Source organism: Paenibacillus mangrovi (assembly GCF_022898935.1).
Lineage (GTDB): Bacteria > Bacillota > Bacilli > Paenibacillales > Paenibacillaceae > Paenibacillus_AQ > Paenibacillus_AQ mangrovi.
In genome coordinates, this window is the sequence record NZ_JALIRP010000001.1 from 674,310 (window position 1) to 695,544 (window position 21,235).

At 49.4% G+C, this 21,235-nt stretch carries 19 protein-coding genes; 16 read left to right on the plus strand and 3 right to left on the minus strand.

What is annotated here, in order from left to right; translation table 11 throughout:
- Positions 1-63: 63 nt before the first annotated feature.
- On the plus strand, positions 64-1,155 hold the full coding sequence (rsgA, locus tag MUG84_RS03035; protein WP_244719593.1) for a ribosome small subunit-dependent GTPase A: 1,092 nt from the start codon (positions 64-66) through the stop codon (positions 1,153-1,155).
- 118 nt (positions 1,156-1,273) lie between these two features.
- Positions 1,274-1,801 carry a hypothetical protein gene (locus MUG84_RS03040; RefSeq protein ID WP_244719597.1) on the plus strand — a complete coding sequence of 176 codons (528 nt, stop codon included), beginning with the start codon at positions 1,274-1,276 and terminating at the stop codon, positions 1,799-1,801.
- Between the two features lie 59 nt (positions 1,802-1,860).
- Here the strand turns inward: MUG84_RS03040 and MUG84_RS03045 are convergent, their stop codons facing one another.
- Positions 1,861-2,100, minus strand: coding sequence for a hypothetical protein (locus MUG84_RS03045; protein ID WP_244719600.1), 240 nt, complete (start codon positions 2,098-2,100; stop codon positions 1,861-1,863).
- Between the two features lie 364 nt (positions 2,101-2,464).
- On the opposite strand from MUG84_RS03045, the gene MUG84_RS03050 reads away from it, so the two are divergent.
- The 12 genes from MUG84_RS03050 (at position 2,465) to MUG84_RS03105 (ending at position 15,498) form a co-directional block, all read left to right on the plus strand.
- A complete protein-coding gene (locus MUG84_RS03050; RefSeq protein ID WP_244719603.1) occupies positions 2,465-2,776 on the plus strand; it encodes a hypothetical protein in 312 nt (103 codons plus the stop codon).
- Between the two features lie 65 nt (positions 2,777-2,841).
- Complete coding sequence (gene essC, locus MUG84_RS03055) at positions 2,842-6,831, plus strand: type VII secretion protein EssC (protein WP_244719607.1); 3,990 nt, start codon at positions 2,842-2,844, stop codon at positions 6,829-6,831.
- Between the two features lie 16 nt (positions 6,832-6,847).
- Entirely contained in the window at positions 6,848-7,675 is an 828-nt protein-coding gene (locus MUG84_RS03060; RefSeq protein ID WP_244719627.1) for a hypothetical protein, read from the plus strand.
- A gap of 6 nt (positions 7,676-7,681) precedes the next feature.
- The gene (locus MUG84_RS03065) at positions 7,682-8,872 is read left to right on the plus strand and encodes a WXG100 family type VII secretion target (protein WP_244719630.1); all 1,191 of its coding nucleotides are present in this window, start codon (positions 7,682-7,684) and stop codon (positions 8,870-8,872) included.
- 20 nt (positions 8,873-8,892) lie between these two features.
- Positions 8,893-9,561: a hypothetical protein gene (locus MUG84_RS03070; RefSeq protein WP_244719633.1), complete on the plus strand. Its 669-nt coding sequence runs from the start codon at positions 8,893-8,895 to the stop codon at positions 9,559-9,561.
- A 63-nt stretch (positions 9,562-9,624) separates the two neighbouring features.
- The gene (locus tag MUG84_RS03075; RefSeq protein WP_244719638.1) at positions 9,625-9,906 is read left to right on the plus strand and encodes a DUF4176 domain-containing protein; all 282 of its coding nucleotides are present in this window, start codon (positions 9,625-9,627) and stop codon (positions 9,904-9,906) included.
- A gap of 109 nt (positions 9,907-10,015) precedes the next feature.
- Positions 10,016-10,291: a WXG100 family type VII secretion target gene (locus MUG84_RS03080; RefSeq protein WP_244719642.1), complete on the plus strand. Its 276-nt coding sequence runs from the start codon at positions 10,016-10,018 to the stop codon at positions 10,289-10,291.
- A gap of 130 nt (positions 10,292-10,421) precedes the next feature.
- A complete protein-coding gene (locus tag MUG84_RS03085) occupies positions 10,422-12,482 on the plus strand; it encodes a hypothetical protein (protein ID WP_244719645.1) in 2,061 nt (686 codons plus the stop codon).
- Between the two features lie 41 nt (positions 12,483-12,523).
- Entirely contained in the window at positions 12,524-13,279 is a 756-nt protein-coding gene (locus MUG84_RS03090; RefSeq protein WP_244719648.1) for a vWA domain-containing protein, read from the plus strand.
- Positions 13,280-13,292: 13 nt separating this feature from the next.
- Entirely contained in the window at positions 13,293-14,099 is an 807-nt protein-coding gene (locus MUG84_RS03095) for a hypothetical protein (RefSeq protein WP_244719651.1), read from the plus strand.
- A 79-nt stretch (positions 14,100-14,178) separates the two neighbouring features.
- Positions 14,179-14,985, plus strand: a complete 807-nt coding sequence (locus MUG84_RS03100) for an SDR family oxidoreductase (RefSeq protein WP_244719654.1) — start codon at positions 14,179-14,181, stop codon at positions 14,983-14,985.
- Positions 14,986-15,114: 129 nt separating this feature from the next.
- The gene (locus MUG84_RS03105) at positions 15,115-15,498 is read left to right on the plus strand and encodes a DnaJ family domain-containing protein (protein WP_244719657.1); all 384 of its coding nucleotides are present in this window, start codon (positions 15,115-15,117) and stop codon (positions 15,496-15,498) included.
- A gap of 84 nt (positions 15,499-15,582) precedes the next feature.
- Here MUG84_RS03105 and gluQRS read toward each other — a convergent pair whose 3' ends face one another.
- A complete protein-coding gene (gluQRS, locus tag MUG84_RS03110) occupies positions 15,583-16,563 on the minus strand; it encodes a tRNA glutamyl-Q(34) synthetase GluQRS (protein WP_244719660.1) in 981 nt (326 codons plus the stop codon).
- Positions 16,564-16,689: 126 nt separating this feature from the next.
- Between gluQRS and hrpB the strand changes: the two genes are divergently transcribed.
- Both hrpB and MUG84_RS03120 read left to right on the plus strand, forming a co-directional pair.
- Positions 16,690-19,185 carry an ATP-dependent helicase HrpB gene (hrpB, locus tag MUG84_RS03115; protein ID WP_244719664.1) on the plus strand — a complete coding sequence of 832 codons (2,496 nt, stop codon included), beginning with the start codon at positions 16,690-16,692 and terminating at the stop codon, positions 19,183-19,185.
- A gap of 86 nt (positions 19,186-19,271) precedes the next feature.
- A complete protein-coding gene (locus tag MUG84_RS03120; protein ID WP_244719667.1) occupies positions 19,272-19,841 on the plus strand; it encodes a general stress protein in 570 nt (189 codons plus the stop codon).
- A 74-nt stretch (positions 19,842-19,915) separates the two neighbouring features.
- Here MUG84_RS03120 and MUG84_RS03125 read toward each other — a convergent pair whose 3' ends face one another.
- A complete protein-coding gene (locus MUG84_RS03125) occupies positions 19,916-21,055 on the minus strand; it encodes a stalk domain-containing protein (protein ID WP_244719670.1) in 1,140 nt (379 codons plus the stop codon).
- Between the last annotated feature and the right edge of the window lie 180 nt (positions 21,056-21,235).

Sequence of the window (21,235 nt, forward strand, 5' to 3'; positions counted from 1 at the left end):
GTCGACAGACGTTTTTCTATATTAAACGATTTAATCAAATACCAATTACTAGGGGGATTTTATTTGAACAAACTGACGCAATATGGCTGGAATACAAGCTGGGATCATGAATGGAGCAAAGAAGACCGCAGTCTTCTGAAGCCGGGAAGAATCACCGCTGATTTCGGTCAGATGTACCGGGTGTATACCAGTGAAGGAGAAGTTTGGGGCGAATTGTCCGGTAAAATGAAGCATACTCTCCAAAGCGGTGATCCATCCCCCGCCGTGGGCGATTGGGTGGAACTGCAGCTGCTGGAAGGAGAGGGGCGCGGCATTATTCACGGAATTTTGGACCGAAAGACGAGTATTTCAAGACAGAAGGCAGGAGCCAAATCGGCGCAGGAGCAATTGATTGCCGCAAACGTCGATATCCTTTTCCTCGTGACTTCGCTCAATGATGATTACAATCCGAGAAGAATGGAAAGGTACCTTATTATGGCGTGGAACAGCGGCGTAAGTCCGGTCATTTTGCTGAGCAAAGCGGATTTGTGTGATGATGCTGAGGTGAAAGCCGCAGAAATGGAGCTCATTGCCCCAGGCGTTCCTGTCCATGCGATTAGCGCGCTGGAGGATCTGGGGAAAGATGCGGTAATCGGCTATTTAAAAGAAGGGGTCACCGTTGCGCTTACAGGCTCTTCCGGCTGCGGCAAATCAACGATTGTCAATTGGCTGGCGGGGACAAGCGAGCAGCGGACGCAAGGAATCCGCGAAGATGATAGCCGTGGGCGCCATACGACGACCCATCGCGAGCTGTTCCTCCTTCCGCAGGGCGGACTTATGGTAGATACGCCAGGGATGCGGGAGCTTCAACTGTATGATGATGACGGAGGAGGCTGGGAGCAGGTATTTGCTGATATTGAAGCGATTGGTGAAGGCTGCCGGTTTGCAGACTGCCAGCATATAAATGAGGCGGGATGCGCGGTTCGTGTGGCTGTTAATGCCGGCGAGATCGATGAAAAAAGATTGCTGAATTACCGCAAAACCCAGCGGGAGCTGCAATTTCAGATGAAAAAAGAAGCGCGGAGCCAAAGGAAAATGAACCGGAAAGACCGCTCCGTCAAGGAACCGGTTCGCCGTAAATCCTCTTTTTGGAACAGCCGATTGAATGAGGAATAAGAGAGGACGTGCTCGAAAAAACAATTGCTGCTGACCGCATGCAAAGGCTTTCTTTTGAGTTATATTTAGGCTTGCCCTATCAATATATAATAGAAAGAAGCTGCGGGAGGTGGAGGGTGTGGGTTTTTTACACTTGTTTTGGGGATTTCTGTTTCTGATTGACATCCGCATTAACGGCTTTGACATTCTGCCGGATGTGATTGGATATGTGCTCTTCTTTCTCGGTATGGCGAAGCTAGAAAGCAGGTCCGAGCATTTTCACAGGGGTAGAAATATGTCGGCAGTGATGATTGTTTTATCCTTGGTGTCACTCGTGATACAAGGTGCTTCGCCTCAATCATGGTTGTTTTACTTTTTGTTTAACACGCTGATTTATATTCTTGAGTTGTACATTGTGTTCCATATTTGTTATGGTATCAGCGATATGGCAGGAAGAAGAGGTCTTCATGAGTTCCAGAACAAGGCAATCCAGCGCTGGAGATGGTTTTTCGGCCTTTCCATCGCTTTGTTAATCGTCTTGTTGATTGCTCCGCTCGTACCGCTGCTGACGATTTTTATGGGCATTGTTCTGATTATCGCTTCGCTCGTCATCTTTGTTTTGATGATGCTTTTGATGCGGGAGGCTGAGCATATGCTGAGCAGGTAAATGTCATCATGGGGAGTCTCCTCTGCAGACTCCTTTTTTGTTGCAAAACAAAGTCCCTCTTAATAGAGGGACAGTGCCAATGTGTCGTTTTCGCTTTTGCTGTGCAGAATGGCTTCAGAGCCTTCGATTTCAATGCTGATTAAGGAGTCCAGACACTTTTTCAATGCTCTTTTACCATTTTGAATCTTATTTTCTAAGGTGCCGCTGAGCAGCTTTAATATTTTTTGGACGGATTGTTTGTTTTCGTTTGTGAAGTAGACTGGGACCATTTTGTTTTGGAAACTAATTAGCATTTTCATAGAAAAATCACCTCGTTTGTGTTATTCCATATTTGTATTCTAACCGCCGATTATTAAAAAAACCTTAAAGTAATCTTATAAATACTTAAATTGCGCACAATTTTTAGAGATTATATAGATTCTTTTCGTCATCCTGATTTGCTGAAAGCTTTATTAAATATTACACGAAAAAGGATATTTTATCATGAATAGGAATGAAAAACATCTGGAAATGATTCTCTTGGACTATTCTATTTTGAATTTTAATGATTTAAAATAGTTAATTTGTCACAAATTGACATGATTATGAACGAGTGATACATTATCATAGAAGTTATTAATTCCTATGAATCATAGATTTACAGAGGATAAGAGGTGTAAAATAATGATTCTCACCGTCTTAATATGCCGCCATGATAGAGACTGGTTTGATATAGACGTCCCGGGTGATTATCCCGTCATTCAATTGAAAGAAATGCTGGGTATGAGGGTATACGGCGAGTCCCCCCGCGCGGGACAGCAATATATATTGGAAGGAAAATTTCCGGATGGGCTCTGGTTCACGATCCGTGATTCTCAGGACATTGTGGAAGCGGGTCTTCGGGAGGGCTCCCTTGTAAGGCTTCAACGCGCATTTTCCACAACGGATGAGGAAGCTCCCGTATTTGGGAAAAGGAGCCTGTTTCAAAATGATTAAAACGGGATGCACAAATACCCAAAATGAATGAATGTTTGGAAAAGTAGAGGAGGAGCTGACGCATCATGAATGTGTTGTATCAACGCTCGCCAAGAATTAAGCCGACGCTGAAGGAAGAGGACATAGAAATTTTAAGACCGCAGAATGAGCCTAACAAGCCTTCATTCTCTCTGGTCTCGATATTGCTTCCGGCTGTGATGACGATATTCAGTCTTGGGTTTTATATATATATGAATCTATCCGGAAAAATGGGCAATAGCAATTTAATTATGTTTCAGATGGTTTCCGTTATGATGATGCTGACGTCCTACACGATTCCTTTCTTTGTTTATCTTGGCAGCAAGAAGAAATACAAGGAACAGGTGAAGGAGCGCGTCCGTCAGTATCATGCGGAGCTCGACAAACACAGGGAAGAACTGACCGTAGGACATAAGGAACAGGTGAATGTGCTTTTTGAAGTTCACGGTGATCCGGATGTCTGTTTTCATGTTGTCAAAAACCGCAGCAGTGTTTTGTGGGAACGTTCTTTCGAGGATGATGATTTTCTGCATACGCGTATAGGAACCGGGAATCTTCCTTTTTATATGAAAGTGAAGGTGCCCCGATCGGATGGTTATGTCAAGGATCCCTTGATTGAAGCGGCGCAGGAGCTGGCGAATGAATTCGAGACGGTTCCAGATGCTCCGGTTGCCTTGCCACTGTTTCAAGCCAAGGTCATCGGTATCGTGGGAGATCGCGAGTCGGTTATGAATTCGCTGCGCGTCATCATTGCCCAGCTGACGGTAAGACACTCGCCGGACGAAGTGAAGCTGGCTGCCTTTTACGAGGAAAAGGATGCTAGGGACTGGGACTGGATGCGCTGGTTCCCCCATACATGGGATGAGCACCGCAGTCTTCGTTATTTGTCGGACCGGCGGAGCAGCGCCCATCTGCTGGCAGATGAGCTCTTCCAACGACTGATGCGCCGTAAAACCTCAAGGCACGAGCATAAGAAAAAGACGGCCGAGCTGCCGGTTCAGGTTGTACTGTTATCGAACGGGCAATTGATTGAGGAGGAGCCTCTACTGCCGCTGCTGCTCGAGGATGCGGCGGAGATTGATGCCTGCACTATCATTGTATCCGACCGCAAGGAAACCCTTCCGATGCAATGTCATTTGATCGTGGATGTGAGCCAGAATCAAGGGCATTACTCTTTGAAACAGGAAGACGGAACATTCAAACAGATGAGCTTTGTGCCGGACCTGCTTGCACTGGATCGGGCTGAGGCTCTATCACGTTACATGGCCCCAGTCCGGCTGAAACGGTCTTTGGCATCGGACGTACCGGATATGCTGACGCTGTTTGAAATGATGAACATTAAAACGATAGCAGATCTGGACGTGAAGCAGCGCTGGAGAAACAACCGTTATCCGGACAGCCTGCCGGTACCCATTGGCGTACGTGCCGGCGGCAAAAAGATCAATTTGAACATCCATGATAAAATAGAGAGACAAGGGCATGGGCCCCATGGTCTGATAGCCGGGACGACCGGTTCAGGCAAAAGCGAGGTTATCCAGTCGATCGTGGCTTCCCTTTCCGCCGAGTTCCATCCGCATGATCTGTCTTTCATGTTGATCGATTACAAAGGCGGAGGGATGTCGAATACATTCACCAATCTGCCTCATGTGGTAGGGACGATTACCAATCTAAGCAGCGGCCTGATGGAGAGAGCCAAGATATCGCTTAAGGCTGAGCTTGTCAGACGTCAAAAGATATTAAACGATGCCGGAAATCTGCAGCATATCGACGAGTATTACAAGCTGCTGAGACGGGAGGGCGGAGAACCTCTACCGCATCTGGTCATCATTATTGACGAATTCGCACAGCTCAAAAAAGATCAGCCGGAGTTCATGGATGAATTGATCAGCATCGCGGCTATAGGCCGTACGCTGGGTGTCCATTTGATTCTTGCGACTCAGAAACCGGCCGGCGTGGTTGACGATAAAATATGGAGTAACGCCCGTTTCCGCATCTGCCTGCGCGTGCAGGACGAGGGCGACAGCCGGGATATGCTCAAAATACCGAATGCGGCCTGGATCAACAACCCGGGACGGGGATATTTACAGGTGGGCAGCGACGAAATTTTTGAAGAAATGCAGTTTGCATGGAGCGGCGCGCCTTATGTGGAGCAAACCGATTCCCCGGGACGTATCGTTCCGACGGAGATTGCATTAAACGGAAAGCGTGAGAATTTGCTGACTACCAGCATGTCCGCTGCGAATCTGCAGATGGAACAGCCGCCGAAGCAGCTCCAGGTCTTTATCGACAAGCTTGCCGAAACGGCAAGAGAAGCCGGAATTCCGGGTCTTCAAGGACCATGGCTGCCTCCGCTTCCAGAAAGACTTGAGCTGGAGGAGTTGGCCGGTTATAAAGAAAATACACAGCTGCAGGAGATTGAGGGTATCGTCGGCATTATTGATGATCTGTCTAATCAAAGCCAAAGGCCGCTCCATATCTCCGTACAGCAGGGCCACTGGGCTGTATATGGGATGCCTGGACTCGGCAAAACAACATTCGTGCAGACTCTGCTGATGTCCTTGGCTGGAAGCTATTCTCCGCTGTCATGGAATGGCTACATCGTGGATATGGGCCGCATGATGCGTGACTTCACAGGACTACCGCATATCGGCGGCGTGATGATGGCTGAAGAGGATGACAGGATCAAACGGCTGTTCCGTTTTTTGGTGAAAACGGTATCCAGGCGCAAGGAAATGTTTGCCGAGGTGGGTGTAAAAACCGCTGCAGCTTTCCGCCGTTCTCAGACGACCGTTCTACCGCAAGTTCTCGTTGTCATCGACGGGTATTTGAATTTCCGGAATGCATTTCCGGAAGAAAACGAAATGCTGGAATTTATTTTGCGTGAAGGCGGTAATCTTGGTATTACGTTTATCATTACATCGAACCGCATCTCTGATATTTTTGAAAAAGTACGCAGCAATATTGTGAATGCAGCAACGTTCGAGCTCGCGGATGCATCGGATTATTATTATGCCGTTGGCAGACCTGCCAGAAATCCGGGTTCCATGCCGCCAGGAAGAGGGCTTGTGAAGGGACATATTCCACCGCTTGAGTTTCAAGCCGCGATGCCTGCATCCGGTGATGACGAGGCAGAGCGTTCCATAGCGCTCCGTTGCCGGATTCAGAACATTGCTCAGCACTATCCGAACGAATATGTGCCAAGGATCGAAAAGCTTCCCGAACAGATTCAGCTTCATGAGCTAATGCCGCATGCGGCGAGCTACAAGCCATTCCTTCCGGGGAATTCCTCCTTTAAAGTACCTGTCGGACTGTATACGGATGATTTGGAGCCTTTTGAGGTCGATTTGCAGGAAGGGCCGCATTTCATTGTTGCCAGCCCGATGGAGGGCGGTAAAACCTCTTTTATGCTTGCGTGGATGCTGTCTTTGGCCTATCATTACTCTCCGGAACAGCTGCATATATATACGGTGGATTCCCGTTACGGCAGCCGTGGTTTGTCCCAATTGAAGGAGCTTCCTCATGTGCAGGGATGTGCCTCAAGAGAGGAAGAGCTGCCGATGCTGATCGGACATGTGCATGAACAGGTTCAGCGGCGTGGCAGCGGGGAGAATGAAGAGCCTGCGATTTTGTTAGTGATCGATGATGCTGACATATTGGCTAAACAGTTAGTCGACTTTACAATTAAAGAACAGCTGGGAGCGATTGTGCGCCTAGGACGTGACCGGAATGTTCATGTTCTGTTGTCAGGAGTTCCAGCTGATTTTCCAACCTTTGGGGTTGACTGGTTCAATGATGTGAAATCTAGCCAAAGCGGGTTTCTTTTCGGGACTTTAGACCCTAATGATTTATCGTTCTTTCGAATTCCTTTTTCGGAATCGAACAATTCCCCTGGCGGCTTGAAGCTTCTTCCACCAGGACAGGGGTACTACATAAAGCGGAAATATGCCAGGGTGAAAGCTGCAATTCCGTTCAATGACCAATGGAACAGCGATTACTGGGTCACAGAAATTCGTGACCGATGGCATGTTGTTGTTTGAGGGGAGGTGGCTCATAATGTTGACGATTCATGCTTCCAAACAGGATACGATCACACTTGATAATAAAGAATTCTTTTTTCTGGCAGGGATATTAGGTTCAGACCGCCTGCTGGGCGTAGAAGACCCTTTTCAGGGATATCTAGCAGAGGAAATTGCCGAAGAATGGGATGTCGTCAAAGCGTCTCTCCTGAAAAAGGGGTACCTTTTACAGGAAGACAACGGTGTTGAGCTGGCAATGCCTCCTAAGATATTCTCAAGAGTGGCTATTGCAGGTTTAGCTGAGCGGTCCTGCTGGTTAAGTTATAAGCACAACAATGAAGTATTTGAAGGTTATTTGCATGCAACGAATGAACGTGTCATTCAAGTGTGCAAAGCCGAAGAGGATTTCCAGTATAAACTCGATGAACTAGGGACCGTGGATGAAGCATGCGGCAAATTGGTTGAAGAAATGGACCTAAAGAATTATGCTCCTGACGATACCCCTGCCTTGCTGCTCTCCAAAAAGAAATTCGGTGAAATTTACAGCCGCGTTTCCACACTCTCACTGGATGATCTCAGTGATGAGCTGGCTGCAGCTACGAATGATATGGAGGGCTCCATTGCGCTTGCCCGGTGTCTGAAATTCCGGACGGCTGAAGGCGAAATGCGATTTTCAACATGGACCGGAAGCGGGTGGGAGACGCAAAATGCGGCCTTTATAGTTAATGATTCAATGAACTGGCTTGTCCGCATGAGCATGAGCGGGGATCAAGACTGGTTGACCGCAAGTCCTACCAGTAAACAACAATTTCAAGAAATGCTGCTTCTATGGCTGAAGCAGCCCGCAGAATCAGATGGAAGGTGATGATCCATGCGTATTTCTGTAGAACCGGAAGCACTCCGGGCATTAAGTCGTCAGTTGGAACAGAGTGGAGAGCAAATCCGCCAAATGACTGCTTCTTTAAACCAGGCTTTAGGATCGTTAGTATGGGAAACTTCTATCCGCCAATCTATCTTGAATCAATGGCAGTCCGCTAACCAACAGGGAGAGCGGCTCTATGCTCAGCTGAGCGAATTGGGTAGAAACGTGCAACAAAAGGCCGGGCAATTCCAGACCGCGGACCAGCAGCATAACTCCATTTTGGACAGTTCAGCATTCTATCATTCTCCGGTTGCCAGCTTCCGTGCTTCTTGGATCCAGGGCGGCAGTCCGATTCTTCCGGGATACGGTGGGCTCAATGACCCGATCTCAAATCCATCTTCAGCAGTCATGGCCGTTCAAGGTCAAGGCACAAATGAGAATGGAGTTGACGTCGGTTGGGGCTACCAAGGACCAACCCCTGCAGGCTGGTCTACTCTTGGTTATGGTGCTCTGATGGTGGGTACGATGGTCAAAAGCGGCTTTAATGTCAATATGAGAAACAACGGCTCAGTTGCGACGATTAAGGGGGCACGTTCACCTTTTGCACTGAATGAAGGCATCAGGGGGACGAGATACACTCTGAATAATGCGGCAAATAATCCTCAGGTTTGGAAATTCGTCGATCCGAAAATTGCGGCGAAGGAGTCCCTTTCCATCAAAGGAATCGGGGGAAAGCTGGGCTACGCCGGGTTGCTGTTTGATACAGGTGTTTCCGGCTATCAGGATTACAAGCAGGGAGGAGCTAGCCGAGCGACCGCTAGTGTTCTAGTGAACGGTGGCTTGGGACTTGGGACTATGGCCAGCAGTGCCGCCATCGGTGCAGCAGTAGGCTCCGCTGTTCCGGTAGCAGGAACGGCCGTCGGAGCAGTTGTCGGCTTAGTTTCAGGTGTCGTGATTTCGGCAGTCACGGATATTGAAATTAACGGTAAATCCCTGAAGACCTATGCCGTAGATGGCGTTGATGCGGCCATTGACGGTACAGTCGAAGGAGCAAAGGTGGCAGCGGAAGGGATCAGTCATGCGGCCCAAGAAACCTTTCACGCCGTATCGGATTCCGTCAAGGCAGTCTCCCACGGAGCAAGCGAGCTTGCAGACCAGGTGAAAAGTAAAATCGGCAGTTTGGGCAAGATGTTTACCTGAAACGAAGGAGTGAGGGATCGATGAACAGCAGTGTACCCCAGCAAAAGCAAAGTTTCATAGATGATTTTACCGGGGTGTATCCACTCCGTATCATACGGTCACAGACGGTAAGCCTGCTCCTGCTTCCTAATATACTTCTGCTGATTTTGGCTTTTGCGGATCCTTACCAGCCGTTATGGGCTTGGGTGCTTCTAACCCCACTGGCTGTTCTGGATATCTTGGGTCTCATGATTGTGCTTTTTCCTGCCAGAATGCAGGCATTTCATTTGTTTTTTCTCGGAGTGCTCGGCATACTGGGATCGGCCGCCTTCACGGCTGCAGCGAACAAGCTGGCTTACGCAACGCTCGGAATGTCATCTCCTTGGTTTCTGATCGTTACCGGAGCAGGGTACATCATCGTATTCGGACTGCTGTACAGCATTCATATCAAACTATTATACGGTGGCTACTATTCACGGGAGGACAATGATATGCCAAGTGAAAATGGCAGCGGGCTTAGAAAATCGCAAGGCATTATTCTGGCCTTCTCAGGTGCAGGGGTTCTGATTGGGAGCTTGCTGGTCAAAGCCTTTGGAGGCTACAGCATGAAGATCATGCTAATCATACTGCTGCTGCTTATTATTGCTCTGGCATACATGATGCTTGCCGGTAATATTCATAAATATATTTTACTGAAAAGAAGACACTAGCTTCCTAATTTTTAACCCAGAAAAGACATACATATTGTCAATAGAGAGGATGGTTGAACAACGATGGAAGAACGGGATCACGCGAAATCATTGCTTCCGCTCGGATCGGTAGTTCTGCTCAAAGGCGGCCATAAAAAGCTGATGATCTACGGACGCAAGCAGATCCAAATGGAGAGTAACACCTTATATGATTATTTGGGTGTTGTCTATCCGGAAGGATATATCGACCCTAACTATACTTTTTTGTTCAATCATGAGGATATCGACAAAATCGAATTTACCGGTTTTTCCAATGATGAGGAAGAAAGGTTTCAAAAACTCCTGGAAGATGTTTCGATAGGCTGAAAAACGGGTACTAGGAATCAGGACTTGCGACTTTTGATGGAACTGGGAATTTATAGTATAGTCTAAAACGATGTTGAAAGAAATCAATCGAATTTGAAGGAGGCACATTATGGCAGGTCGTATTTTAATTACCCCCGAGCAGATCGATACAGTAGCTAATCAGTTTAAGCAAAGCGGCGAGCAAAGCCAGCAAATTGTTAGCGGCTTGACGCAGGCCATTCATGGCATGGAAGGACAATGGGAAGGGATGACCAAACAGCGCTTCTTCCAGGAGTTCCAGGAAGCCAGCAAGCAGATGCAATCATTCGTACAAACGCTAAACAGCATCAGCCAAGAGCTGACGGCAATCGCTCAGAAGTTCCGCACTGTCGACGAATCCCGTTAAGGTGTAATACAATAGCACCATAGTATAAGGAATGGAACTGCATTCTGATATAAGCGTAGAAACCGGGTGTTCGTGAACTCCCGGTTTTCTTGCAGTCTATTTCTGTTTTGGATAAAGAGAGGGGATGTCTATGTCTTATCAGCCTAATCCGGGAGAATTGATCCGCATCAACGGAAAAGTTTATACGGTGGGCCAGCATCCAGCCGCACCCGGTTTGGCATATGCCCAAGCAGGAAGGCAGGGGATTGTCTATCAGCTGATTCCTACAGAAGGCGGGCCGCATGAGGCGAAGGCCCTAAAAGTGTTTTTTCCAAAATTCCGTATTCCCGCCATGGTCTATCAGTCTGAAACGATGGAAATGTACAGTCAAAGTCCGGGCTTGCAGGTCTGCAGTCGAGACGTGCTCACTCCCGAAAGAAACGGAGAATTAATTGCCGAACATCCGGACCTGCTTTATGCCGTGCTCATGCCTTGGGTCTACGGATTCACCTGGTTTGACATCATTGCCGACCAGCGGCAGCTGAAACGCACGGAAAGCCTATCACTCGCCAAAGCGCTTTCCAGCATCGGTTCGGGAATGGAGCAGCGTGGCTTGGCCCATTGTGATTTGTCCGCTCCGAACGTCATGCTTCCGTTTTTTTCTGAAGTCGATCTACCGGACAAGAGCTCGGCAGTCGAATTAGTTGATGTTGAGCAGATGTACAGTCCCAAAATGGATCGTCCAGACGTCCTGTTGACGGGTTCTCCTGGATATGCCGCTCACAGAACCGTACAAAGCGGGCTGTGGAGCGCATATGCAGACCGGTTTGCCGGAGCGATCATCCTTGCTGAAATGCTGGGATGGTGCGATCCGCTGGTGGTGGATAAAGCATGGGGAGAGAGCTATTTTGATCAGCATGAAATGCAGAACCCGTGCGAGCGTTATTTCATACTGAAGAAATCACTGGAACATAACTGGGGTGCAAAGGTTGTAGAACTGTTCACCCGTGCATGGGAGAGCCAGGATGTCAGCAGCTGTCCGACGTTCGGAGAGTGGCTGGTAACCTTATCCTCCATAAATGAGGATCTGCTGCAGGATGAAATGATTTCTATGGCAACAGTGGACGTGAAGGGCGAAGAAGCGCCATCCATGCCGCCTCAAGCCGCGTTGGAGGAAGCTGCAGCGGCGGCTGCGCCGAATCGGATGGAGCAGACCACTCAGCATGCCGAACCTAGCCATAACGGCAGGGATATTGTTAACCGTCTTTTCCTACAGGCCAGAGAAATGGAGCAAAAGGGGAATCTCAATGGTGCGCTTGAGGTCTACCGGTCGGCGCATCATTTTGTGTCTTCAGGCTCGCCGATGCAGATTGAACTGGAGGCTGCAATCTCAGGCCTTGAAGAATCGCTGAATCCGAAGCAGGAAGAAAAGGTGGCAAGCAGCCTTCCGTTTTACCGTTCCCGCAAATGGCTGACGATTGGAATCGCGTCCTTGATACTTATCGGAGGCTCCGGTATTACTGTCAGCCAGATCTTGGCAGACCGGGCGGAAAACCGACAAATGGAAGCTGCAGCGACTGAAGTGGTTGCCAAGCAGCAGGAAGAGGCCAGGCTCGCAGCGCTCCAAAAGCAGGAGGAAGAAAAACGCCGGAAGGCTGATGCGGATCAAAAGCGCAAACAGGACGAAGAGAGCAAAAAGCTCGCCCAGCAGAAAGCTGAAAAGCAGAAGCTGCAGGATCAGTATAATAAACAGGCCCAATATGAGGCGTATCTAGCTCAGCAAAAGCTTATTCAGGAGAAAAAAGATGCGGAAAAGAAACAGCTTCAGGATCTGTATGACAAACAGGCCCAATATGAAGCTTACCAAGAGCAGCTGAAGATCCAGAAGGATAAGGAAGAAGCCGCACGCGAAGAAGCTGATCGTAAAGAAGCTGCACGCAAAGAAGCCGCTCGCAAAGAGGCTGAAACCAAAGCCAAGGAGCTGCAGAAAAAACGTTCGGACCAGGTAGTTCAACTGATTGCTTTCTATAACCAAGCCTATAATGCCCAATTGGCTGGCAATTCTGCAAAGGCAAGATGGTATGCAATGAGCTTTATCAACCTGTATGAGCAGGACGTGGCGTATTTTAAAACGGTTGGGAAAGTAAGTACCCGCGCGAACGCAATCTATAAGTTTTTAGCCAATGAAAAGTATAAACTGCCTAACGTTTAATCATGACTTAAATAATACCAAAAGGGGAGTTGAACGAAAAGATGAATTATACGATTCAGGCTTCCCAGCGCACTCCCGCGCTCATTATCTACTTAATTGATATCAGTGCATCTATGAATATGCTGATGGACGACAAACGGCGTATCGACGTCGTATACGAAGCCTTATCTCTCGCAATCCGACAAATGGTGTTCCGTTCAACGAAGGGGAACCGGCTTACCCCCCGTTACCGGATTGCCATATTGGCATACAGCGACGATGTCTACGACTTGTTAAACGGAATCAAGGGGATCGACGAAATTGCCGCTGTCGGATCTCTTCCGGACCTCACGCCCAAAAGATTCTCAGATTCCGCGAAGGCTTTCCGTCAGGCTGAACGAATCCTGCAATCGGAGATTCCACATATGCAGGATTGTCCTGCTCCACTGATATGCCATATGACCGATGGCGTAGCAACTGGAGATGATCCGGAACCAATCGCCAAGCGGATTATGAGCATGAGCGTGCCGGACGGAAATGTGCTCGTGGAAAATATTTTTATATCCGATCATATGTTGGACCAGCCAATTATGCAGCCACGTCGCTGGAAGGGGATACTTCCCGAAACCGAGCTGCAGGATGAGCATGCGGTGAAGCTGCGGAATATGTCCTCACCTCTGCCGGAGAGCTACAGGGAAATGCTGGCCGAGGCTGATTATCTACTTGCGACCGGGGCCTTAATGATGCTGCCGGGAAGCTGTGCAGAGCTTGTGTCTATTGGATTCCAGATGTCAGCGGCAACGCCTGTCAGAGCGTAGAAAGGGGGAATCTATGAAATCCAATACGGCTGCAATGAGCGATAAGTTCACTTTTGTCAGTTCCCAGTCTTCTGATCATCAGCTTTCTACATACCAAGGACGTTTTGTCTGCAGATACGCTTATGGACGTGCGAAGGAAACGATGCTGCAAGGGGAGAAAGGGCAGGATTTTGTTGCTGTTCATATTGAAGGAGATACATGCAATTTTGTTCTTTGCGACGGAGTGGGACAGAGCTATCAAGGTGATTTCGCAGCGCGGTTTCTGGGGAATAGGCTGATGGGTTGGCTGGGAACTACCCGCGAGTGGTCATCCTCTGCATTTGCCGCCTTTTTGAGTGAGATTACCGTGGCAGCCTCGGAGCAGCTTAAGCAGTTAACGCCTCCCGAGGAAGTGCCTTCTCTCTTGCGGGAGGTGCTCGAAGTCAAGCAGCGCCTTGGCAGCCAAACGATGTATATTTGCGGCCGCATTGAGCTACCTTCATCAAGGAAGAAGCACGGGAGAATATGGATGGCATGGCAGGGTGACTCAAGACTGCGGTTCTGGAAAAATGATGCGGAAATCAGCGAACATTTCCAGACTACGATGCTGACAAGCGAACGCTGGTCCACATTAAAAGGACCGATCGGAGGATTACCGCATGTGTACCAGACCAGACTGGAGTACGGTCTTCCCATGCGTCTTCAGCTATACACGGATGGTCTGGATGATCTGGATCCAATCCGTCAGGTGTTGCCTGGTGAACAGGTCCAATTGCTACTGAATGCGCCGCATACCGGCGGGCTTCAGGACGATGCAGCTTTTCTGGAGCTTCAGTGGTAGAAAACTTCCTCTCTTTGGGTAATCTTGATACAAATGAAACATACTAGTATCAGGATATTCATCCAAAGGAGAGATACGAATGAGCCAGGAGCAGATAAATAAACTACGTTTTTCAGGAAAGACAGCGATTGTAACGGGAGCCGGTTCCGGCATTGGAAAAGCGACTGCCATTAAGATGGCAAAGGAAGGAGCCAATGTGGCTTTATTCGATCTAAAAGATGACCGGACGGCCGAAACAGAAAAAGAAATCAACGCTATTCGTCCAGGTGCCGCGCGTGCTTTTGATGTGGATACTGCGGACTCGGCCCGTATGGAAAAAGCGGTTCTTGAAACGGCAGAGTTGTTTGGCTCGATTGATGTGGTTTTTGCCAATGCGGGGATTAACGGGGTGCTTTCACCTATTGAGGACATGGAACTGGAGGACTGGCAGCATACGCTGAGCGTGAACCTGAATGGTACCTTTCTGACCGTCAAGTATACCATTCCTCATCTGAAAAAGCAGGGCGGCAGCATCATCATTAACAGCTCTATCAACGGCAACGCGACGTTCACCAGCTTCGGAATGTCCGCATACAGCACCACGAAGGCGGGGCAGGTAGCCTTTACCAAAATGGCGGCGCTGGAACTGGCGAAGTCTAAAATCCGAGTCAACGCTATTTGCCCGGGCGCCATTTCGACCAATATCGATCAAAGCACGGTGAAGACGGACGAGCTGAAGGAAATCGTGATCCCGATACAGTTCCCTGAAGGCAGCCAGCCGCTGGAGTGTGGACCCGGCTCTGCGGAGAATGTCGCTGACCTTGTAGCGTTCCTGGGTTCTGATGAGTCCAGTCATATTACCGGCGCTCAAATCGTGATTGACGGAGCGGAATCGCTTCTTCATTAGTGCATTTTTGTGGAAAACGACCGTTCCTGCAGCTGCGGGAACGGTTTTTCTATGGTTTGACATCAACCAGCGGTACATGGTCAAATAGGATGGAGTATACCTTTTACCGATAAAGGAGGATGCCCGTAAATGAGTATCATGTCTTGGCTTGCTGAACAGCGTATAAATCAAGCGATGGATCAAGGGAAATTCAAGGATCTCGCCGGAAAAGGAAAACCGCTGCAGCTTGAGGATATGTCACAAATTCCCGAGGATCTTCGGATGTCATATAAAATCATGAAAAATGCGGGATTTATCCCGGAAGAGATGCAATTGCAGAAGGATCTGCTGAAGCTGCAGGATTTAATCCACGCATGCGAGAACGCAGGTGAAAAGGAAAAGCTGAAGAGAACGTTGACTGAAAAGAGGCTGCGCTTTCAAATGCTGATGGAGCAAAGAGGCTTAAGCGGCAGTACGGCGTTTCTGGAATATGAGCACAAGATGCGTGAGTGGCTTGAGGACTCTCGGGATTAAATTGATTTGCGGGTAATCGAACTTAAAAAACCTCTATCTTTACCTTCTGGTCAAGGCAAAGATAGAGGTTTTTTGCTAGAGATTTCAGCTACCATGTAGTCTCGAAAGCTTCTCATCCGTAATGAGGATCGATTCAGAAGGCAGCTTGTCCATGTCAAACAAGGGGATGCACTCTTTGGCGGTTAATGGTACCAGCTCTTCTGTCAGTCCGGCAATCCACATCAGCCATCCGACGAGCTGCTCCGGGGCAGTTCCCATTTCGCGGAGGGCTGCGAGGCTGGTTCCGCCATGCCGTTTGGCGAGACGTTTGCCGTCAGGACCCATAAACAGCGGAACATGGGCGAAAGCCGGAGCATGCATTCCAAGCGCCCGGTACAGCATGAGCTGCCTTGGCACGGAATCCAGCAGATCAGCTCCCCTGAGGACATCGGTGATATGCATATGGTCATCGTCTACGACCACAGCCAGCTGATAGGAAATCATTCCGTCGGCTCTACGAACGATAAAATCGCCGCCACTGGCTGTATCAAATTGCTGCCGGCCGGCAATGCCATCCTGAAACGAAAGGAGCTCATGGTCAACCTTGAACCGCAGTGACGGCTGTTTGACCAAAGATTTGCACGCCGCTTCATCAGGAGTTAGAAGACGGCAGGTTCCCGGGTATGCGGGCCCTTCCGAGGACAGGCCATGGGGCGCGCGTGCTGCAGCCAGCAAATCTGCCCGGCTGCAGTAGCAAGGATACAAGCAGCCCTGGTCTTCAAGCTGCTTGAGGGCTTCTTCATAGTATTCAATCCGTTCGCTCTGCGTATATGGACCGTATGGACCGCCGACGTCGGGACCTTCATCCCAATCGAGTCCCAGCCAGTACAAATCATCAAGAATTTGGCTAGCGAGATGCGGTCTCGCGCGCTGGGTATCGATATCCTCCATCCGCAGCACGAAGGTTCCATCCAGGCTGCGGATCTGAAGCCAAGAGAGCAAAGCTGCCCAGGCATTGCCGATATGCAGCTCGCCGGATGGCGTGGGTGCGAACCGACCTCGCACCAGACGTGTGTTTGTGCTCAAGTGAAATCGTCTCCTTTGTACAGCTTCGTACATTTTATAGCAAACCGGCGTGGATATCCAGTACGGTAAAGCTCTATAATGAGTAAATAAACAAGTATATACCGGAAAGACATGGTGAGAAGAGAAATGAATGAATTGCCGATTCAGCGGGTGCTGCAAGGGCTGCTTGAACGGCTCGGCTCCGGTACATCCGCGGTCCTTATTGCTGAGCCGGGAGCGGGCAAAACCACGCAGGTTCCGCTAGCCTTCCTGAATGAGCCCTGGCTTGAGGGCCGTAAGATCATTATGCTGGAACCGCGCCGGCTCGCGGCACGCTCCGCTGCAGAATATATGTCCCGGATGCTCGGAGAGCAGACGGGAGAGACGGTAGGATATCGTGTAAGAATGGATAGCAAAGCAGGCAGGAATACAAGAATTGAAGTGGTAACAGAGGGCATTTTAACCCGGATGATCCAAAGTGATCCTGAGCTGGATCACGTCGGGATGATCATTTTTGATGAATTTCATGAACGCAATTTGCAGGGAGATCTTGGGCTCGCTCTGGCTTTGGAATCCAGAGCCGTCCTGAGAGAGGATCTGCGGCTGCTGGTAATGTCGGCGACGCTTGAAGCCGAACCGGTAGCGGCTCTCATGGGAGACGCTCCTATCATAAACTGCCCTGGCCGTCAGTTCCCTGTGGAAACGATATATAAGCCAATGGCTGCCGGATACAAACTGGAGCAGCATATGGCGGCGGTCATCAGTGAAGCTGCGGTGGCACATCCCGGCGATGTGCTTGCCTTTCTACCCGGAGCCGGGGAAATCCGGCGGGTTCAAGCGGAACTAGAAAGAGGCGGCCTTCCGGCAGATTCCGTCATTAGGCCGCTGTATGGACAGCTTCCGCAAAAAGAACAGGATGCAGCGGTCCGCCCTGATCCTGAAAACCGGAAGAAGATTATTTTGTCCACTTCTATTGCGGAGACAAGCTTAACGATTGAAGGAGTCAGGATCGTTGTAGACAGCGGACTCATGCGAACACAGCTGTTTTCTGCCCGGACAGGCATGCCTTATTTAGCAACGGGACAGGTCTCGCGCGCTTCTGCGGATCAGCGCAGAGGTCGTGCGGGAAGAACGGCTCCAGGAGTGGTCTACAGGCTGTGGAGCCTTGAAGTTCAGGATCACTTAAGGCAGCGGAATCTGCCTGAAATACTGGAGACGGATCTGACGCCGCTTGCGCTTGAACTTGCGGCGTGGGGAGTGACGGAGCCTGAGAGCATGCTGTGGCTCGATCCACCGCCGGAAGCAGCCTATGAGCGGGGCAGAGAGTTATTGTACCGGCTCGGGGCCGTGAACGAGAACGGTACGATTACCAGCCGTGGAAAGCGGATGGCCGGGCTTGGCATGCATCCTCGGTTGGCCGGCATGCTGCTTCAGGCCGCCGAAATCGGTCAAGGCAGTCTTGCGTCCACCATTGCCGCCTTGCTGCAGGAAAGGGATATATTCCACTGCGGCTCCTTGGACAGGGATGCGGATATCCGTGGCCGCCTTGAAGCGGTCATCTTATGGGAGCGAAGAGGCATCGCTGCAGCGAATACCGATGAAGCGGCTTTGAAGCGTGTTGCCCAGGAGAGCAGGCATATCCGTAAGCTATTAGGAATTTCGGATGGAGAAGATATGGATATCGAGAAGAGTGGACTTCTATTGTCTTTTGCATATCCAGACCGCATCGGCCAAAGCCGCGGGGACGGCAGGTTTCTGCTTACTTCGGGCAGGGGAGTGGAGTTTCCGCGGGCTCAGTTGCTGAGCCGTTGCGCTTATCTCACGGTAGCAGAAGTGGACGATCAGAAAGGAGCAGAGGGGAAAATTTTACTGGCTGCTCCGCTAAGCATCGAGGACCTTTATCGTTATCATACGGAAGAAATCGAAGAAGAGCTGATTGTGGAATGGGATTCCACTTCAGGAAGTGTGAAAGCCCGGAATCAAACGAGACTGAGTGCAATGGTACTTCGTGAGTCCAGCGCTTCGCAGCCATCATCAGAGTTGGTAGCTGAAGCCTTGCTCACAGGCATCCGTTCGGAAGGGCTGGGGCTTCTGCCTTGGACCAAACAGGCTAAACAGCTGCGCCAGCGTCTGCAGCTGATGCATCTGGCTGATCCGCAGTGGCCGGATATGTCCGATGAAGCTCTCCTGGAATGCATGGAGGATTGGCTGTTTCCTTACATCCTAGGTATGAGAAACCGTGCAGATCTGCAAAAGCTTCAGCTTACGTCGATTTTGGAACATATGCTGGGCTGGGATAGGAAGATTCGACTCGATCAAGAGGTTCCAACACATATCACCGTTCCAAGCGGATCCAGAATCGCTGTGGATTACAGTGATCCCGCACAGCCCGTCCTGGCGGTCAAGCTGCAGGAGATGTTCGGACTGTATGAAACGCCGAGAATCGGCCATGGCAAAATACCGTTGACGCTCCATCTGTTGTCTCCCGCGCAGCGCCCGGTCCAGATTACTTCCGATCTGGCTAGCTTTTGGAAAGATGGCTATTTTGATGTGAAAAAAGATTTAAAAGGCCGATACCCTAAGCATTACTGGCCGGATGATCCGATGGAAGCTGTTCCTACAAAACGAACCCGTCCGCGATAAGTGAATGAGGGCTCCCTTTCTCTGTCTGTATGTTTTCAGAATGAAGCGGGCAATATGAGAACAAACAGTGAAATGGAGGAAAAGGCATGGATGAGAAGAAGATTGTAGGCGTGTTCGAATCAGAGAGGGAGGCTACCCGGGCCATTGAAGACTTGCAGCGTTATGGCTTTTCTACCAATGATATTTCTGTAGTTACGAAGAATCGCGAGGATATGGATTTGATTACGGCGGATACTGGCACCAAGGGACCAGAAGGTGTAGCGGCAGGTGTTGCCGCAGGCGGTATGATTGGAGGCTTAACAGGCATGCTAGCAGGCATCGGCGCTCTTTTCATTCCTGGGGTCGGCCCTATTCTGGCTGCGGGTCCAATCCTGGCAACACTGACCGGTGCTGCAGTAGGCGCTGGTGCTGGGGGTATGGTGGGTGGCCTGATTGGCCTTGGAATTCCGGAGGATGAAGCAACGGACTATGGAAACTATGTGGACAAAGGAAAAATCCTGGTCATCGTAAATGCAGGGGGACGAGATTGGGAAATTATAGATATATTTAGGGACAACCGGTCGCTCAACGTGGAGCGGTATAACAACAACATCGGGCTGATTTCAGATGATACAACGACGATTCTTAAGGATGATGATGAGTATAAGCTTTATTGATATTGTAAGCCCAGCATGATGTTGTTATAAAAAAGCCGATCAAGACTGTTGATACAGTCCCGATCGGCTCATTTTTAATTGGTGACAGGCTCGCCTTTGGAAAACTGCCCTTTGTGCAGGATTTTTCCGTTCTCATCATACAAGGTTCCTTGACCATCGTATTTATCGTTAATAAAATCACCTTCATACACGAGGTTACCGGATCGATCATATGTCTTGCCGTATCCGTGACGTAAAAACTCCTTAAAGCTTCCTTCGTGTTTGATTTTGCCGTTGTCGTAATAGTTTATACCTTGTCCTTCATATTTTCCATTCTTACACTCTCCGACATACATTTTCATACCATCAGGATAATAGTATGTACCTTTACCTCCCGGATTGCCGTCTACCAAATCGCCCTCATATGCAATCCGACCCTTACTGTCAAAATATTTTCCTTTTCCCTCCGGGATCCCGCCCACCAGATCACCTTCATAGGTTTGCTTAATTTCTGGCGTATCATCATACTGAATATAGAAGTACAACTTACCTTTTCCCGTCGCTTCATCATCTACGAAATCCGATTCGTACCAAATCAAGCCGTCCTCGCGGTAGAGCTTGCCTTTGCCATGCATGGCGCCATTGAGCATGTCACCTTTATATAGAGGCGACCCGTTAGGATAATAGATCGTGCCTTTACCTTCTGCAATCCCATTGACGATATCGCCTTCATATAGAAGCAGTCCGTATGGATCATAGATCTTGTCGGCTCCCATGAGGTTAACCGTAATTACTTTCGCGGCGTCATTCCACGTAACCTGCCGGCCTGCAGCTTCCCCGACGAATCGAAGAGGAACGAACGTGCCTCCATCGCGAATAATCGGCGCGACGGGAAGCTTCACTTTCTTCCCATTGACGGTAGCGTAGGAGTTACCAATTACTAGACGGATTTCAAGCGATTGGCTTTTGCCGGTTACAGCTTGCGCTTTGGGATCCCATTTTACTTCCAGGCCGAGCTGTTCAAAAATCGGTCGGAAAGGGACGAGCGTAGTGCCCTTCACCAGGATCGGTGCTCGATCTAACGAGGCCAGCCTTCCGTCGATGATGACCGCAACTTCTGAAGATGGTTCCGCTTTCGAATCAGATGCTGCCTGGAGAACGGTGGATTGGCATAAGAAGAAGGCCAGCACGATGCCCATAGTCCAGATGAGTTTGCTCGTTTTTCTTTTTAACAAAATGATTCCTCCTGGTTGTCATTTTTTACCCAAAACTATATATCGGCTAACAACGCAAAAAGTTAATATATGGGGTTTGAAGTGGTTGTCTATTTATATCGTGAGGGGGAATAGGGAGTAACCATGTGCTTCAAAGAAAAAAGCCCCGGTTAACGGGACCTCGTGAAATAATATGGAATG

Excerpts from the sequence above, each read along its gene's own strand:
- MUG84_RS03075 (WP_244719638.1), top strand. The coding sequence starts at position 9,625 with ATGGAAGAACGGGATCACGCGAAATCATTGCTTCCGCTCGGATCGGTA.
- MUG84_RS03045 (WP_244719600.1), bottom strand. The coding sequence starts at position 2,100 with ATGAAAATGCTAATTAGTTTCCAAAACAAAATGGTCCCAGTCTACTTC.
- MUG84_RS03065 (WP_244719630.1), top strand. The coding sequence starts at position 7,682 with ATGCGTATTTCTGTAGAACCGGAAGCACTCCGGGCATTAAGTCGTCAG.
- essC (WP_244719607.1), top strand. The coding sequence starts at position 2,842 with ATGAATGTGTTGTATCAACGCTCGCCAAGAATTAAGCCGACGCTGAAG.
- MUG84_RS03060 (WP_244719627.1), top strand. The coding sequence starts at position 6,848 with ATGTTGACGATTCATGCTTCCAAACAGGATACGATCACACTTGATAAT.
- MUG84_RS03120 (WP_244719667.1), top strand. The coding sequence starts at position 19,272 with ATGGATGAGAAGAAGATTGTAGGCGTGTTCGAATCAGAGAGGGAGGCT.
- MUG84_RS03095 (WP_244719651.1), top strand. The coding sequence starts at position 13,293 with ATGAAATCCAATACGGCTGCAATGAGCGATAAGTTCACTTTTGTCAGT.
- MUG84_RS03090 (WP_244719648.1), top strand. The coding sequence starts at position 12,524 with ATGAATTATACGATTCAGGCTTCCCAGCGCACTCCCGCGCTCATTATC.
- MUG84_RS03085 (WP_244719645.1), top strand. The coding sequence starts at position 10,422 with ATGTCTTATCAGCCTAATCCGGGAGAATTGATCCGCATCAACGGAAAA.
- MUG84_RS03105 (WP_244719657.1), top strand. The coding sequence starts at position 15,115 with ATGAGTATCATGTCTTGGCTTGCTGAACAGCGTATAAATCAAGCGATG.
- MUG84_RS03050 (WP_244719603.1), top strand. The coding sequence starts at position 2,465 with ATGATTCTCACCGTCTTAATATGCCGCCATGATAGAGACTGGTTTGAT.
- MUG84_RS03080 (WP_244719642.1), top strand. The coding sequence starts at position 10,016 with ATGGCAGGTCGTATTTTAATTACCCCCGAGCAGATCGATACAGTAGCT.
- MUG84_RS03070 (WP_244719633.1), top strand. The coding sequence starts at position 8,893 with ATGAACAGCAGTGTACCCCAGCAAAAGCAAAGTTTCATAGATGATTTT.
- hrpB (WP_244719664.1), top strand. The coding sequence starts at position 16,690 with ATGAATGAATTGCCGATTCAGCGGGTGCTGCAAGGGCTGCTTGAACGG.
- MUG84_RS03100 (WP_244719654.1), top strand. The coding sequence starts at position 14,179 with ATGAGCCAGGAGCAGATAAATAAACTACGTTTTTCAGGAAAGACAGCG.